Raw genomic sequence first — 14,205 nt, 5'->3', positions numbered from 1 at the left:
AGATCCCCTTATCTAATGAACAGAGCCGAAGCGGCGTCGTTGGCGACACCGAGGAGGGTCTCCGGGTAGAGCCCCACTCCTACGGTAACCAGCAGGGAAACGGCGATGACGGCCACGGTCCCCATACTGGGCACCGAGATCGCCGGGCCGTCGGCCGCGGGCTCGCTGAAGAACATCAGCACGATGACCCGGACGTAGAAGAACGCGGCGATGGCCGAGGCCACCACGCCCACCACGACCAGGCCGGCCATCCAGCCGCCCATCGAGTCGCCGGGCTGCGTGCCGCTGTTCAGCGCGGCCGCGAACACGGCGTACTTGCCGAAGAAGCCGCTGGTCAGCGGGATTCCGGCGAAGGCGAGCAGGAAGAAGGCGAACACCCCGGCGAGCACCGGCGAACGCTTGCCGAGCCCGGCCCAGCGCGACAGGTGTCCCGCCTCGCCACCGGGGTCGCGCACCAGCGTGACCACCGCGAACGCGCCGACCGTGGTGATGCCGTAGACCGCCAGGTAGAACAGGATCGACTTGAGCGACTGGGCGTTCTGCCCGGCCGAGCCGAACGTCGCCATCACGCCGACGAGCAGGAAGCCCGCGTGCGCGATGGAGGAGTAGGCCAGCATGCGCTTGATGTCGGTCTGCGTGATCGCCAGGATCGAGCCGACGATCATCGTCAGGGCCGCGACGGCCCAGATGACCGGCCGCCAGTTCCAGTCGAGGTTGCCCAGACCGACCCAGAACACCCGCAGCAGCGCGCCGACGGCCGCGACGAGCGTGCCGGAGGCCATGAGCGCGGTGATGGGGGTCGGGGCGCCCTGGTAGACGTCGGGCTTCCACGCCTGGAAGGGCGCGGCGCCGATCTTGAACAGCAGGCCGACGCCGAGCAGCGCGAGCCCGGCCATGAGCAGCGGGTCGAGCAGCGCGCCCTTGGCCAGGGCGGCGTTGATCCCGGGCAGCGAGACGGTGCCCGCGTAGCCGTAGATCATGGCGGTGCCGTACAGGAAGAACGCCGAGGAGAACGCGCCGAGCAGGAAGTACTTCATCGACGCCTCCTGCGACAGCAGGCGGCGCCGGCGGGCCAGGCCGCACAGCAGGTACAGCGGCAGCGACATGACCTCGAGGGCCACGAACATCGTCAGCAGGTCGTGCGAGGCCGGGAAGAGCAGCATGCCGCCGACCGCGAACAGCACCAGCGGGTAGACCTCGGTCTGCCCGGCGCCGTTGTCGGCCGCCTCGGCCTCCTCCTCGTCCGCGCTGCCCGGCACGGCCGCCGCCGAGGCCACGAAGTGGCCCTCGTCGTTGATCAGCAGCACCGACACGAACGACAGGACGATGATCACGCCCCAGATGAACAGCGCGGGACCGTCCACCGCGACCGCGCCCATGGCGGCGGCCTGGGTGGGCACGCCGCGCACGACCTGCAGGATGACCAGCGCGAACGCGCCGATCAGGCTGAGCAGCGTGAGCGGGACGTGGATGGACTTGCGCAGGTAGCGGGGCGCGAACGCCTCGACGAGCACGCCGATGCAGGCAGCGCCGAAGATGATCAGCAACGGCGCCAGCGTGCCGTACTCGATCGTCGGCGCTGGGATGACGTCGTTCACTGACCTGTCCCCTTCTCAGCGATGGTGGCAGTGGGTACGTGCACGTTGGTCAGCGTCTGCTGCACGGACGGGTTGATCACGTCGAGCAGCGGCTTGGGGAAGAAGCCGAACCCGATGATCAGCGCGACCAGCGGCGCCAGCACCCAGATCTCCCGGGCGTTGAGGTCCTTGAACGCCTTGACCGGCTCGGCGGTCGGGCCGTTCAGCGTGCGCTGGACCATCCACAGGATGTAGACGGCGGCCAGGATCACGGCCACCGCGGAGATGATCGCGGCCACCGTCAGCGCGCCGGAGCCGTGCGCCTCGCTGGAGTACGTGCCGATCATCACCATGAACTCGCTGACGAAGGACGACAGTCCGGGCAGCGAGAGACCGGCCAGACCGGCGACCAGGAAGAAGCCGGCGAGCACCGGGGCGACCTTCTGGACGCCGCCGTAGTCGGCGATGAACGGCGAGCCGCGCCGGGCGATGAGGAACCCGGCGGCGAGGAACAGCGCGCCCGTGGCGAAGCCGTGGTTGACCATGTAGAGGGCCGCGCCGGACTGGGCGACCGACGACATGGCGAAGACACCGAGCACGATGAAGCCGAAGTGCGAGATCGACGTGTAGGCGATGAGCCGCTTCATGTCGGTCTGGCCGATGGCCACGATCGCGCCGTAGATGATGCTGATGACCGCCAGGACGACGATCGGCATCGTGAACGCCTTGGCCGCGTCGGGGAACAGCTCCAGGCAGAAGCGGAGCATGCCGAACGTGCCGACCTTGTCGAGCACGCCCACGAGCAGCACGGCGGCGCCGGCCGGGGCCTGGGCGGCCGCGTCGGGCAGCCAGGTGTGCACCGGCCAGAGCGGCGCCTTGATGGCGAAGGCGATGAAGAAGCCGCCGAACAGCCACTTCTGCGTCGTCGGGTCCTTGATGGCCCCGACGAGCGGCTCGAACATGAACGTGCCCTTGTTCGCCAGCACGTACAGGCCGATGACCGCGACCAGCATGAGCAGGCCGCCGAAGAGCGAGTACAGCAGGAACTTGACGGCCGCGTACGACCGCTGGGCGCCGCCGTACGACCCGATCATGAAGTACATCGGGATCAGCATGGCTTCGAAGAACACGTAGAAGAGGAAGACGTCGGTCGCCGCGAAGACGCCGATCATCATCGTCTCAAGGACGAGCAGCAGCGAGAAGTACGTCTTGACCGACCGCTTGGGCGTGATCAGCGTGCCGTCCGCGGTCCTGACGCCGTCGGCGTCGTGCCAGGAGGCCAGGACGACGATCGGCACCAGCACGACCGACAGGGCGATCAGCACCAGGGCGACGCCGTCGACGCCGACCCCGAACTTCACGCCGAAGCTCGGGATCCAGTCGTACTCCGCCTTGAACTGGAAGCGCTCGCCACCGGGCTTGAACCCGGCGGCCATGACGCCCGTCAGCACCATCGTCAGCAGCGAGACCGCCAGCGTGACCTGCTTGGCCAGCTTGTCGCCGCCCTTGGGAAGCAGGGCCACCACGATGGCGCCCACAACGGGCACCGCCATGAGTATCGGGAGCCAGGGTGACATCAGATGTTCCCAACGAGGAGCAGGGCGCCGGTCAGCAGGGCGGCACCGATCAGGATGGACAGCGCGTACGTTCGCGCGAAGCCCGTCTGGAGCCTGCGCAGGCGACCCGAGCTCCCGCCGATGCCTGCCGCCAGACCGTTGACCAGCCCGTCGACGCCGCGGTTGTCGAAGAACACCGCGATGCGGGTCAGCCACTGGCCGGGACGCATGAACAGGGACTCGTTGAGGGCGTCGCCGTACAGGTCACGGCGGGCGAACGTGGTGAGGAAGGAGCCGCGCGGCTGCACCGAGGGCACCTCTGCCCGGCCGTACCTCATCCAGGCGAAGACCACACCGACGGCGACGAGCGCGAGGGTGGCCAGACCGGGCGTGCTGGCGAACTGGAAGCTCGGGGCCTCCGCCTCGCCGCCCACGGCGGGCCGCAGGAAGTCGTACAGCCTGCCGCCCAGCACCAGGTACGCACCCAGACCGAGCGCGCCCAGCGAAAGGATCATCAGCGGCACCGTCATGACGAGCGGCGACTCGTGCGGGTGGGCGTCGTCGGCCCAGCGCTTCTGGCCGAAGAAGGTCATGAAGACCATCCGCGACATGTAGAAGCCGGTGATGCCCGCGCCGAGCACGGCCAGCCAGCCCAGGATCGGCTGGTGGTGGACCGCGGTCTCGATGATGCCGTCCTTGGTGAAGTAGCCGGACAGCAGCGGGAACCCGATGATCGCCAGGTAGCCGATGAAGAACGTGACGAACGTGATCGGCATGAACTTACGCAGGCCGCCGTACTTCCTCATGTTCACCTCGTCGTTCATGCCGTGCATGACCGATCCGGCGCCGAGGAACATGTCGGCCTTGAAGAAGCCGTGGGTGATCAGGTGGCCGATCGCGAAGGCGTAGCCCGCGGGGCCGAGGCCCGCGCCGAGCATCATGTAGCCGATCTGCGACATCGTCGAACCGGCCAGGCCCTTCTTGATGTCGTCCTTCGCACAACCGATGATCGCACCGGCGAGCAGCGTGGCCGCGCCGACGATGGAGACGGCCAGCGCCGCGCCGGAGCCCTCGGGGAAGAAGAACGCGCCCGAGCGGACGACCAGGTAGACGCCGGCGGTGACCATGGTCGCCGCGTGGATCAGGGCCGAGACCGGGGTCGGGCCCTCCATGGCGTCGAGGAGCCAGGACTGCAGCGGGAGCTGCGCCGACTTGCCGCACGCGCCGAGGAGCAGCAGCAGGCCGATGGCGAGCATGGTGCCGTCGGAGGCGGCGCCGGAGCCGATCTTCGCGCCGAGGTCCTTGAAGGCCAGGGTGCCGAACGACGTCCAGATGATGAACATGCCGACCAGCAGGCCGAAGTCACCGACGCGGTTGACGACGAACGCCTTCTTCGCCGCGACCGCCGCCGAGGGCTTGAACTGCCAGAACCCGATCAGCAGGTAGGACGCGAGACCCACGCCCTCCCAGCCGATGAACAACCCGACGTAGTTGTCGGACAGCACCAACAGGAGCATCGCGGCGACGAACAGGTTCAGGTACGCGAAGAACCTGCGCCGGTGCTCGTCGTGCGACATGTAGCCGATCGAGTAGATGTGGATCAGCGATCCGACACCCGTGATCAGAAGGGCAAAGCTGATCGACAGCGGGTCGATGAGCAGCCCCATGTCGACCATGCCGGGAATGAACTCGTACAGATGCACGGCCTGGCGACGCTGATCGTCCCCGAGTCCGAGGATTTCGAAGAAGGCCAGCACAGCCACGACGAACGAGGCGAGGGACATGGCCACGCCCAGCAGGTGGCCCCACCGGTTGGTGAACCGGTTGAACACCAGGAGGATGAACGCACCCAGCAAGGGGAGAGCGATCATCAACCAGGAGACCCCGATCGCGCCACCGGCGGTGTGCTGGACGATCTCAGCAGGAGATTCCACCAGTCACCTCTTAGTACTTCAGCAGGTTGGCGTCGTCGACGGACGCGGACCTGCGGGTTCGGAAGATCGTCACGATGATGGCCAGGCCGACGACGACCTCGGCCGCGGCCACCACCATCACGAAGAACGCGATGATCTGGCCCTCCAGGTTGCCGTTCTGCCTGGCGAAGGTGACGAACGCGAGGTTGCAGGCGTTGAGCATGAGCTCGACGCACATGAACACCACGATCGCGTTGCGCCTGATCAGCACGCCGAGCGCGCCGATCGCGAACAGCACACCCGACAGGATCAGGTAGTGGGTCGTCACTTGGTCACCTCGTTGGTCGTCTCCTCGGCGTCATCCTCGGCCGTGTGCCTGATGGCCTCGGCGAGCTTCGGGTCCTCGGGGAGGTGGCCGTGCTCGACGTCGTAGCGGGCGATGTAGCGGTTGACCGACGACTCCGCGACCGAGCCGTCGGGCAGCAGCGCCGGCATATCGATGGCGTTGTTCCTGGCGTAGGTGCCGGGGCCGGGCAGCGGCGAGGGACGCTCGCCGAGGAACCGGGCGCGCGAGAGGTCCTTCTGCGTGGCCTTCTCGGTGAACTTCTCCCGGTGCGCCAGGACCATCGCGCCCAGGGCGGCGGTGATCAGCAGGGCCGAGGTGACCTCGAACGCGAAGACGTACTTGGTGAACAGCAGCAGCGCGATCGAGCGGACGTAGCCGCCCTGCGCCGTGGCCTGCGCCAGGCCCGCCTCACCGGAGAAGATCGCGTTGCCCACCGCCAGGATGATCAGGACGGCGAAGCCGAGGGCCGCGAGGGCGCCCCAGAAGCGCTGACCCCGCAGCGTCTCCACGAAGGAGTCGGAGGAGTCCACGCCCACCAGCATGAGCACGAACAGGAACAGCATCATGATGGCGCCGGTGTAGACGATGATCTGCACCGCGGCGAGGAAGGGCGCGTCCTGGACGGCGTAGAGCACCGCGAGGCAGAGCATCACGGTGCCGAGCATCAGCGCCGAGTAGACGGCCTTCCTGTTGAAGACCATGCCGAGCGCCGCGCCGACCGATACGACGGCGAGAACCCAGAATGTGATGGTCTCACCCATTGGTTCGTCCCAGCCGGTAGTAGTCCTCTTCGGTCTCGCCGAGCCGCATCGGGTGGGGCGGCTGCTCCATGCCCGGCGTCAGGTCCGCGAGGAGCATCTCCTTGGTGTAGATGAGGCTCTCGCGGCTGCTGTCGGCGAGCTCGTACTCGTTGGTCATGGTGAGCGCGCGGGTCGGGCAGGCCTCGATGCACAGGCCGCACAGGATGCACCGCAGATAGTTGATCTGGTACGTGCGCCCGTAACGCTCACCCGGCGAGTAGCGCTCCTCGTCGGTGTTGTCCGCGCCCTCGACGTAGATCGCGTCCGCCGGACACGCCCACGCGCACAGCTCACAACCGACGCACTTCTCCAGCCCGTCCGGCCAGCGGTTGAGCTGGTGACGACCGTGGAAGCGAGGAGCCGTCGGCTTCTTGACCTCCGGGTAGTTGGTCGTGACGGGCTTCTTGAACATCGTGTGGAAGGTGACCCCGAAGCCCTTGACGGGGTTCAGCCAATCAGTTAGTCCCACTGGGAATCTCCTTGTGCTGCACCCCGTGGTAGTGCGGCAGATCGAGCGGCGGCACAGGGAAGCCGCCGGCCGTCGGCTCGTCGGACAGTTGCTCGAACTCGGCCTCCACCTCGGCCTTGCGCGCCTCCTTGCGCCGCTGGTTGACGGTGTCGAACCGCATCCAGATGGCCAGCGCGCCGACCACGATGACCGCGCCGATCACGATGCCGACCGTCTTGTTGCCCTCGTTGACGACCACGTTGCGAGCCGCGGCGACGAGCAGGATCCAGGCCAGGTTCACCGGGATCAGCACCTTCCAGCCCAGGGACATGAGCTGGTCGTAGCGCACGCGCGGCAGCGAGGCACGCACCCACACGATGAAGCTGAAGGTCAGCACGAACTTGATGAAGAACCACAACACCGGCCACCAGCCCGTGTTGGCGCCGTCCCACAGGGAGATCGGCCACGGGGCCCGCCAGCCGCCCAGGAACAGGGTGACCGCGATGCCCGAGGCGGTGAAGGTGTGCAGGTACTCGCCCATCATGATGAGGGCGAACTTCAGGGACGAGGAGTACTCGGTCTGGAAACCGCCGACCAGCTCACCCTCGCCCTCGGGGAGGTCGAACGGGATTCGGGCGGCCTCGCCGAACATGCAGATCACGTAGATCACGAACGACGGGATCAGCAGGAAGACGAACCAGCCCTGCTCGCCCTGCGCCTTGACGATCTCGGAGGTGGACAGCGTCCCGGCGAACAGGAAGATCGCCACGAACGACAGGCCCATCGCGATCTCGTACGAGACCACCTGCGCCGCCGACCGCAGACCGCCCAGCAGCGCGTACGGCGAGCGCGACGACCAGCCGGCCAGCACCACGCCGTAGACCGAGATGGCGCCCATGGCCAGCATGAACAGCACCGCCACCGGCAGGTCGACGAGCTGCAGCGGCGTCTGGACGCCGAACAGGTTGACCATCGGCGCGAACGGCACGATCGAGAAGGCCAGGAACGCCGGCACGACCATGATCACGGGGGCCAGCAGGTAGAGCACCTTGTCCACGGTCCGCGGGAAGATGTCCTCCTTCAGACCCATCTTGATGCCGTCGGCGACCGACTGCAGCAGACCGAACTTGCCGGCCCGGTTGGGGCCGTAGCGGTGCTGCATCCGCGAGATCAGCTTGCGCTCGTACCAGACGCCGAACAGGATGCCCAGCATCAGGAAGGCGAACAGCATCACGGCCTTGATGATGGTGATCCACAGCGGGTCCTTGCCGAAGTCGGCAAGGGTGGGATCGGCCGCGAGAACGTGGGTCATGATGCGCTCCCGATCGTGACGATGTCGCCGGCCAGCGCGCGCAGGTCGCGCGTGACCGAGCAGCCGCCGGAGTTCGCCGGCACCCAGACCACCCGGTCGGGCAGGTCGGCGACGCGGACCGGCAGCGTGACCGCGTTGGGGCCGGGGCCGCCGACGACGAGCTTGTCGCCGTCGATGACGCCGATCTCGGCCGCCGTGGCCGCCGACACCAGCGCCTCGGTGGCGCGGGCGGTGCCGGCCAGGTACGGCTCGCCGTCCTGGAGCCTGCCCTCGTCGAGCAGCAGGTGCCAGGTCGCCAGCAGCGCCTCGCCGGCCGCCGGGGCGGCCTGGGCGCGGGTGGCGGTGCTCGGCGCGGCGACGCGGACCCCGCGCCAGGCGCCGAGGCTGGCCAGCTCGCGCCGGACGGCCTTGGCGTCCGGCAGGCCGAGGTGCACGTCCATGCGGTCGGCGAGGTTGCCGATGACGGCCAGGTCGCTCTGGATGCCGGGCACGCGCAGCGGCGCCTCGAACGAGCGGCCCCTGCCCTCCCAGTTGACGAACGTGCCGCTCTTCTCCTGAACCGCCGCGACCGGCAGCACCACGTCGGCGCGGTCGGTGACGGCGCTGGCGCGGATCTCCAGGCTGACGATGAACGGCGTGTTCTCCAGCGCCTCCAGCGCGGCGGCGGGGTCGGCCAGGTCGTGCGGGTCGACGCCGGCCACGACCAGCGCGTCGATCTCGCCGGCGCGGGCGGCGGCGAGGATGCCGTCGGTGTCGCGGCCGGGCACGGCGGGCAGCGAGCCCACGTTCCAGACCCTGGCGACCTCGGCCCTGGCGGTCTCGTCGGCCACGGGACGGCCGATCGGCAGCAGGTTGGGCAGCGCGCCGGCTTCGAGCGCGCCGCGCTCACCGGCCCTGCGCGGCACCCAGCCCAGCCGGACGCCGGAGCCGGCGCCGAGGCGGACCAGGGCCGACAGCGCGCCCGGCACGGTGGCCAGCCGCTCGCCGGCCAGCACGATCGTGCCCTCGGCCAGCGTGCCGACCAGGTCGCCGATCGCGTCGGCCTCGGCGCCCGGGGCGGTGGCGATGAGCGTGCCGCCCATCTTGGCCAGCCCGGCGGAGGCGAACGGCGCGATCGCGGTGACCTTCAGGCCCTTCTTCTGCCACGCCTTGCGCAGGCGCAGGAAGACGATCGGCGACTCCTCCTCGGGCTCGAACCCGACGAGCAGCACGGCCGGAGCCTTCTCCAGGTCGGTGTAGCTGATCTCGATGCCCTTGCCGGCGACCGCGTGCGCCAGGAACTGCGTCTCCTCGGCGGAGTGCGGGCGGGCGCGGAAGTCGATGTCGTTGCTGCCCAGCGCGACCCGGGCGAACTTGCTGTAGGCGTAGGCGTCCTCGACCGTGACCCGGCCGCCGACCAGCACGCCGGCCCGGCCGCGGGCGGCGGCCAGACCCTCGGCGGCGACCGCCAGCGCCTCCGGCCACGAGGCGGGCACGAGCACGCCTTCCTCGTTGCGCACCAGAGGCGTCTTGAGCCGGTCGGGCTGGGTGGCGTAGGAGAAGGCCCAGCGGCCCTTGTCGCAGTTCCACTCCTCGTTCACCTGCGGGTCGTTGCCCGCCAGGCGGCGGGTCACCCGGCCGCGCCGGTGGTCGGTGCGCAGGGAGCAGCCCGACGCGCAGTGCTCGCACGCGCTGGGCGTGGAGACCAGGTCGAACGGGCGCGCCCGGAACCGGTAGGCCGCGCCGGTGAGCGCGCCGACCGGGCAGATCTGCACCGTGTTGCCGGAGAAGTAGGAGTTGAACGGCTTGCCGTCGGCGACCCGGACCTGCTCCTTGGCACCGCGCTCGAAGAACTCGATGAGCGGGTCGCCGGCGATCTGGTCGGAGAAGCGGATGCAGCGGGCGCACTGGACGCAGCGCTCACGGTCGAGCAGCACCTGCGTGGACAGCGGCAGCGGCTTGGGGAACGTGCGCTTCTGCTCCTGGAACCGCGACTCGCCCTGGCCGTTCGACATGGCCTGGTTCTGCAGGGGGCACTCGCCGCCCTTGTCGCAGACCGGGCAGTCGAGCGGGTGGTTCATCAGCAGCAGCTCCATGGCCCCGCGCTGCGCCTTCTCGGCGACCGGCGAGGTGAGCTGGGTCTGCACGACCATGCCCTCGGCGACCTCGATCGCGCAGGACGGCTGCGGCTTGGGGAAGCCGCGGCCGTTGCCCGCGTCGGGGATGTCGACGAGACACTGGCGGCAGTTGGCCGCCGGGTCGAGCAGCGGGTGGTCGCAGAACCGGGGGATCTGGATGCCCAGCAGCTCGGCGGCCCTGATGATCAGGGTGCCCTTGGGGACACTGACCTGGAACCCGTCGATGGTGAGGGTCACCAGGGTGGTTTCTGTTTCTACGACGGTCACTGCTCACCCCAGAGAGTGGACTTCTTCGGGTCGAACGGGCAGCCGCCGATCTCGAAGTGCTTGAGGTACTCCTCGCGGAAGTACTTCACCGAGGAGTGGATCGGGCTGGTCGCGCCGTCGCCGAGGGCGCAGAACGAGCGGCCGAGGATGTTGTCCGCGATGTCGGTGATCGTGGACAGGTCCTCCTCGGTGCCCTGGCCCTTCTCCAGGCGCTTGAGCACCTGCTTGAGCCAGTACGTGCCCTCGCGGCACGGCGTGCACTTGCCGCAGGACTCGTGGGCGTAGAACTCGGTCCAGCGCAGCACCGTGCGGACCACGCAGGTGGTCTCGTCGAAGATCTGCAGCGCGCGGGTGCCGAGCATCGAGCCCTTGGCGCCGACGGCCTCGAAGTCGAGCGGCACGTCGAGGTGCTCGTCGGTGAAGATCGGTGTGGACGAGCCGCCCGGGGTCCAGAACTTGATCTGGTGCCCCTCGCGGATGCCGCCGGCCATGTCGAGCAGCTCGCGCAGCGTGATGCCGAGCGGGGCCTCGTACTGGCCGGGCCTGGTGACGTGGCCGCTGAGGGAGAAGATGCCGAAGCCCTTGGACTTCTCGGTGCCCATCGAGGCGAACCAGTCGGCGCCGTTGCTGATGATCGAGGGAACACTGGCGATCGACTCGACGTTGTTCACGACAGTCGGCGAGGCGTACAGGCCCGCCACGGCCGGGAACGGGGGCTTGAGTCGCGGTTGACCTCTGAAGCCCTCCAGCGAGTCGAGCAGCGCCGTCTCCTCGCCGCAGATGTACGCGCCGGCGCCGCTGTGCACGACGAGTTCCAGGTTGTACCCGGAGCCGAAGATGTCCTCGCCCAGGAAGCCCTTCTCGTACGCCTCGCGCACGGCCGCGTGCAGCCGGCGGATGACGTGCAGCACCTCGCCGCGCACGTAGATGAAGGCGTAGTTGGCCCTGATCGCGAACGCGGTGATGATGACGCCCTCGACCAGCGAGTGCGGGTTGGCCATCATCAGCGGGATGTCCTTGCAGGTGCCCGGCTCCGACTCGTCGGCGTTGACGACGAGGTAGTGGGGCTTGCCGTCGCCCTGCGGGATGAATCCCCACTTCATGCCGGTGGGGAAGCCCGCGCCGCCGCGGCCGCGCAGGCCGGAGTCCTTGACCGCCTGGATGACGGCGTCGGGGTCCATGCCCAGCGCCTTCTTGGCCGCCTTGTAGTCACCGCCGTAGCCGTCGAGGGTGAAGGAGTCGGCCTGGTCCCAGTTGGCGGTCAGGACCGGGGTCAGTGTGGTGCTCATGCCTCGGGGGCCTTCCATCCGTTGGCCTTGGCCACCTTCAGGCCCTCCAGCGAGGGGCCGGCGGCCGACGGGCCGTCGCCCGCCAGGTCGTCGGGCAGGCCCGCGAGCACGCGCGAAGCCTCCTTGAAGGTGCAGAGCTTCTTCGGTCCGCGGGTCGGCCGCACGTCCTTGCCGTCACGCAGGTCGTCGACGAGCTGCTTGGCCGAGGCGGGGGTCTGGTTGTCGAAGAACTCCCAGTTGACCATCATGACCGGGGCGAAGTCGCAGGCCGCGTTGCACTCCAGGCGCTCCAGCGAGATCTTGCCGTCGCCGGTGGTCTCCTCGTGGCCGACGCCGACGTGCTCGGACAGCTCGTCCCAGATCTGGTCGCCGCCCATGACGGCGCACAGCGCGTTGATGCAGACGCCGACGTGGTAGTCGCCGGCCGGCTTGCGCTTGTACATCGTGTAGAAGGTGGCCACGCCGGTGACCTCGGCCTTGCTCAGGCCCAGCATCTCGGCGCAGAACTCCTTGCCGTCGTCGGAGACGTAGCCGTCGGCCGACTGCACGAGGTGGAGCAGCGGCAGCAGGGCGGACCGCGTCTTGGGGTAGCGGCCGATGATCTCCTTGGCGTCCTGTTCGAGACGCTCGCGGACTTCCGGTGAATAAGTCACCGGTCCACACCTCCCATGACGGGGTCGATAGAAGCCACCGCGGCGATCACGTCGGCGACCTGGCCGCCCTCCGCCATGGCGGGGAAGCCCTGCAGGTTGCAGAAGGAAGGCTCGCGGAAGTGCACGCGGTACGGGCGGGTGCCGCCGTCGCTGACGACGTGCGCCCCGAGCTCGCCCTTGGGCGACTCGATGCTCGCGTACGCCTGGCCGGCCGGGACCCGGAAGCCCTCGGTCACCAGCTTGAAGTGGTGGATCAGGGCCTCCATCGAGCTGCCCATGATGTGCGCGATGTGGTCGGGCGAGTTGCCGAAGCCGTCGGGGCCGAGCGCGAGCTGCGCGGGCCAGCCGATCTTCTTGTCCTCGATCATCACCGGGTCGCCCTTGAGCGGGCCGGCGATGCGGTCGAGAGCCTGCTCGATGATCTTGAGCGACTCCTCCATCTCCCGCATGCGCACGAGGTAACGCGAGTAGACGTCGCAGCCGCGCTCGGTGGCGACCTCGAACTCGTACGTCTCGTAGCCGGAGTAGGGCTGCGACTTGCGCAGGTCCCAGGGCAGCCCGGCGGCGCGCAGGATCGGGCCGGTGATGCCGAGCGCCATGCAGCCGGTCAGGTCGAGGTAGCCCACGTCCTTGGTGCGGCGCACGTAGACGGGGTTCTCGTCGAGGAGCTTGCGGATGTCCTTGATCCGCTTGGGCATCTCCTTGAGGAACTCGCCCACCTTGTCGACCGCGCCCGCGGGCAGGTCGACGCTGACGCCGCCCGGCCTGACGTAGGCGTGGTTCATGCGCAGACCCGTGATGTACTCGAACAGGTCCATGATCATTTCACGGTCGCGGTAGCCGAACAGGAACGGCGTGGTCGCGCCCAGCTCCATGCCGAACGTGCCCATCGCGACCAGGTGCGAGGCGATGCGGTTGAGCTCCATCATCATCACGCGGATGGCCTGCGCCCGCTCGGGCACGCGGTCGGTGATGCCGAGCAGCTTCTCCACGCCCAGGCAGTACGCGGTCTCGTTGAAGATCGGCGAGAGGTAGTCCATGCGGGTCACGAACGTGGTCCCCTGGGTCCACGTCCGGTACTCCATGTTCTTCTCGATGCCGGTGTGCAGGTAGCCGATGACGCTGCGCGCCTCGGTGACCGTCTCACCGTCGAGCGTCAGGACCAGGCGGAGCACGCCGTGCGTGGACGGGTGCTGCGGGCCCATGTTGACGACCAGGCGCTCTTCCTCGGTGTCGCGCGCTCCGCCGACGACCTCGTCCCAGTCTCCGCCGGTGACCGAGTAGACCTTGCCCTCTGTCGCCTCGTCATAAGCGGTGCTCATGAGTAAGACCTCCTCTGGTCCGGCGAGGGGATGGTGGCGCCCCGGTACTCGACCGGGATGCCGCCGAGCGGGTAGTCCTTGCGCTGCGGGTGACCGTCCCAGTCATCCGGCATCATGATCCGGGTGAGTGACGGATGGCCGTCGAAGACGATTCCGAAGAAGTCGTACGTCTCCCGCTCATGCCAGTCATGACCAGGGTAAACGCCCACGGTGGATGGAATGTGCGGGTCGGCGTCCGGTGCGCTGACCTCCAGGCGCACGCGCCTGTTGTGGGTGATCGAGCACAGGTGGTAGACGGCGTGCAGCTCCTCGCCCTTCAGGTGCGGGTAGTGCACCCCGGAGACGCCGAGCGACAGCTCGAAACGCAGGGCCGGGTCGTCGCGCAGCTTCTGGCAGACCTCCACCAGGCGCTCGCGGCGGACGTGCAGGGTCAGCTCGCCGCGGTCGACCACGACGCGCTCGATGGCGTCGTCGAGGGCGAGGGCGTCGACCAGCTCGTCGAAGTAGCCGCCGTACGGGCGGGGCGTGGAGATCTGCGGCGCCCGGCGGACGACGAGACCGCCGTAGCCGGAGGTGTCGCCGGAGTCGTGCGCGCCGAACATGCC

At 68.7% G+C, this 14,205-nt stretch carries 12 protein-coding genes; all 12 read right to left on the bottom strand.

The features are described 5' to 3' along the window. Positions 1 to 8: 8 nt before the first annotated feature. Genes nuoN through ACFYYW_RS24745 form a run of 12 tightly spaced genes read right to left on the bottom strand, consistent with a single transcriptional unit; the run spans position 9 to position 14,202 of the window. Entirely contained in the window at positions 9 to 1,598 is a 1,590-nt protein-coding gene (gene nuoN, locus ACFYYW_RS24800; protein WP_387651829.1) for an NADH-quinone oxidoreductase subunit NuoN, read from the bottom strand. Further along, complete coding sequence (locus ACFYYW_RS24795; RefSeq protein WP_352322502.1) at positions 1,595 to 3,154, bottom strand: NADH-quinone oxidoreductase subunit M; 1,560 nt, start codon at positions 3,152 to 3,154, stop codon at positions 1,595 to 1,597. The genes nuoN and ACFYYW_RS24795 overlap by 4 nt, the downstream gene beginning before the upstream one ends. Continuing rightward, the gene (gene nuoL / locus ACFYYW_RS24790) at positions 3,154 to 5,067 is read right to left on the bottom strand and encodes an NADH-quinone oxidoreductase subunit L (RefSeq protein WP_387651826.1); all 1,914 of its coding nucleotides are present in this window, start codon (positions 5,065 to 5,067) and stop codon (positions 3,154 to 3,156) included. The genes ACFYYW_RS24795 and nuoL overlap by 1 nt, the downstream gene beginning before the upstream one ends. Before the next feature lie 10 nt (positions 5,068 to 5,077). Next, positions 5,078 to 5,374, bottom strand: a complete 297-nt coding sequence (gene nuoK, locus ACFYYW_RS24785) for an NADH-quinone oxidoreductase subunit NuoK (protein WP_352322504.1) — start codon at positions 5,372 to 5,374, stop codon at positions 5,078 to 5,080. Then, a complete protein-coding gene (locus ACFYYW_RS24780; protein WP_352322505.1) occupies positions 5,371 to 6,153 on the bottom strand; it encodes an NADH-quinone oxidoreductase subunit J in 783 nt (260 codons plus the stop codon). Before ACFYYW_RS24780 ends, nuoK begins: the two co-directional genes overlap by 4 nt. Further along, entirely contained in the window at positions 6,146 to 6,661 is a 516-nt protein-coding gene (gene nuoI, locus ACFYYW_RS24775) for an NADH-quinone oxidoreductase subunit NuoI (RefSeq protein ID WP_352322506.1), read from the bottom strand. Before nuoI ends, ACFYYW_RS24780 begins: the two co-directional genes overlap by 8 nt. Continuing rightward, positions 6,648 to 7,952 (bottom strand): NADH-quinone oxidoreductase subunit NuoH, encoded by a 1,305-nt coding sequence (gene nuoH / locus ACFYYW_RS24770; RefSeq protein WP_352322507.1) that lies wholly within the window; start codon positions 7,950 to 7,952, stop codon positions 6,648 to 6,650. The genes nuoI and nuoH overlap by 14 nt, the downstream gene beginning before the upstream one ends. After that, positions 7,949 to 10,336 (bottom strand): NADH-quinone oxidoreductase subunit G, encoded by a 2,388-nt coding sequence (locus tag ACFYYW_RS24765; RefSeq protein ID WP_387651821.1) that lies wholly within the window; start codon positions 10,334 to 10,336, stop codon positions 7,949 to 7,951. The genes nuoH and ACFYYW_RS24765 overlap by 4 nt, the downstream gene beginning before the upstream one ends. Further along, positions 10,333 to 11,625, bottom strand: coding sequence for an NADH-quinone oxidoreductase subunit NuoF (nuoF, locus tag ACFYYW_RS24760; RefSeq protein WP_352322509.1), 1,293 nt, complete (start codon positions 11,623 to 11,625; stop codon positions 10,333 to 10,335). Before nuoF ends, ACFYYW_RS24765 begins: the two co-directional genes overlap by 4 nt. Further along, positions 11,622 to 12,278, bottom strand: coding sequence for an NADH-quinone oxidoreductase subunit NuoE (gene nuoE / locus ACFYYW_RS24755; protein ID WP_352322510.1), 657 nt, complete (start codon positions 12,276 to 12,278; stop codon positions 11,622 to 11,624). Before nuoE ends, nuoF begins: the two co-directional genes overlap by 4 nt. Then, complete coding sequence (locus tag ACFYYW_RS24750) at positions 12,275 to 13,600, bottom strand: NADH-quinone oxidoreductase subunit D (RefSeq protein ID WP_352322511.1); 1,326 nt, start codon at positions 13,598 to 13,600, stop codon at positions 12,275 to 12,277. Before ACFYYW_RS24750 ends, nuoE begins: the two co-directional genes overlap by 4 nt. Further along, complete coding sequence (locus tag ACFYYW_RS24745; protein ID WP_352322542.1) at positions 13,597 to 14,202, bottom strand: NADH-quinone oxidoreductase subunit C; 606 nt, start codon at positions 14,200 to 14,202, stop codon at positions 13,597 to 13,599. The genes ACFYYW_RS24750 and ACFYYW_RS24745 overlap by 4 nt, the downstream gene beginning before the upstream one ends. Positions 14,203 to 14,205 lie beyond the last annotated feature (3 nt).

It is taken from the genome of Nonomuraea sp. NPDC001831, assembly GCF_042892035.1.
Taxonomy (GTDB): Bacteria; Actinomycetota; Actinomycetes; order Streptosporangiales; family Streptosporangiaceae; genus Nonomuraea.
Note: the sequence above shows the minus strand (reverse complement) of the source record. Positions and strands in the feature narration are given on the sequence as shown.

Bases quoted from the DNA above. Each gene is read 5' to 3' on its own strand.
- nuoH (WP_352322507.1), bottom strand. From the start codon at position 7,952: ATGACCCACGTTCTCGCGGCCGATCCCACCCTTGCCGACTTCGGCAAG.
- ACFYYW_RS24780 (WP_352322505.1), bottom strand. From the start codon at position 6,153: ATGGGTGAGACCATCACATTCTGGGTTCTCGCCGTCGTATCGGTCGGC.
- ACFYYW_RS24750 (WP_352322511.1), bottom strand. From the start codon at position 13,600: ATGAGCACCGCTTATGACGAGGCGACAGAGGGCAAGGTCTACTCGGTC.
- nuoF (WP_352322509.1), bottom strand. From the start codon at position 11,625: ATGAGCACCACACTGACCCCGGTCCTGACCGCCAACTGGGACCAGGCC.
- ACFYYW_RS24745 (WP_352322542.1), bottom strand. From the start codon at position 14,202: ATGTTCGGCGCGCACGACTCCGGCGACACCTCCGGCTACGGCGGTCTC.
- ACFYYW_RS24795 (WP_352322502.1), bottom strand. From the start codon at position 3,154: ATGTCACCCTGGCTCCCGATACTCATGGCGGTGCCCGTTGTGGGCGCC.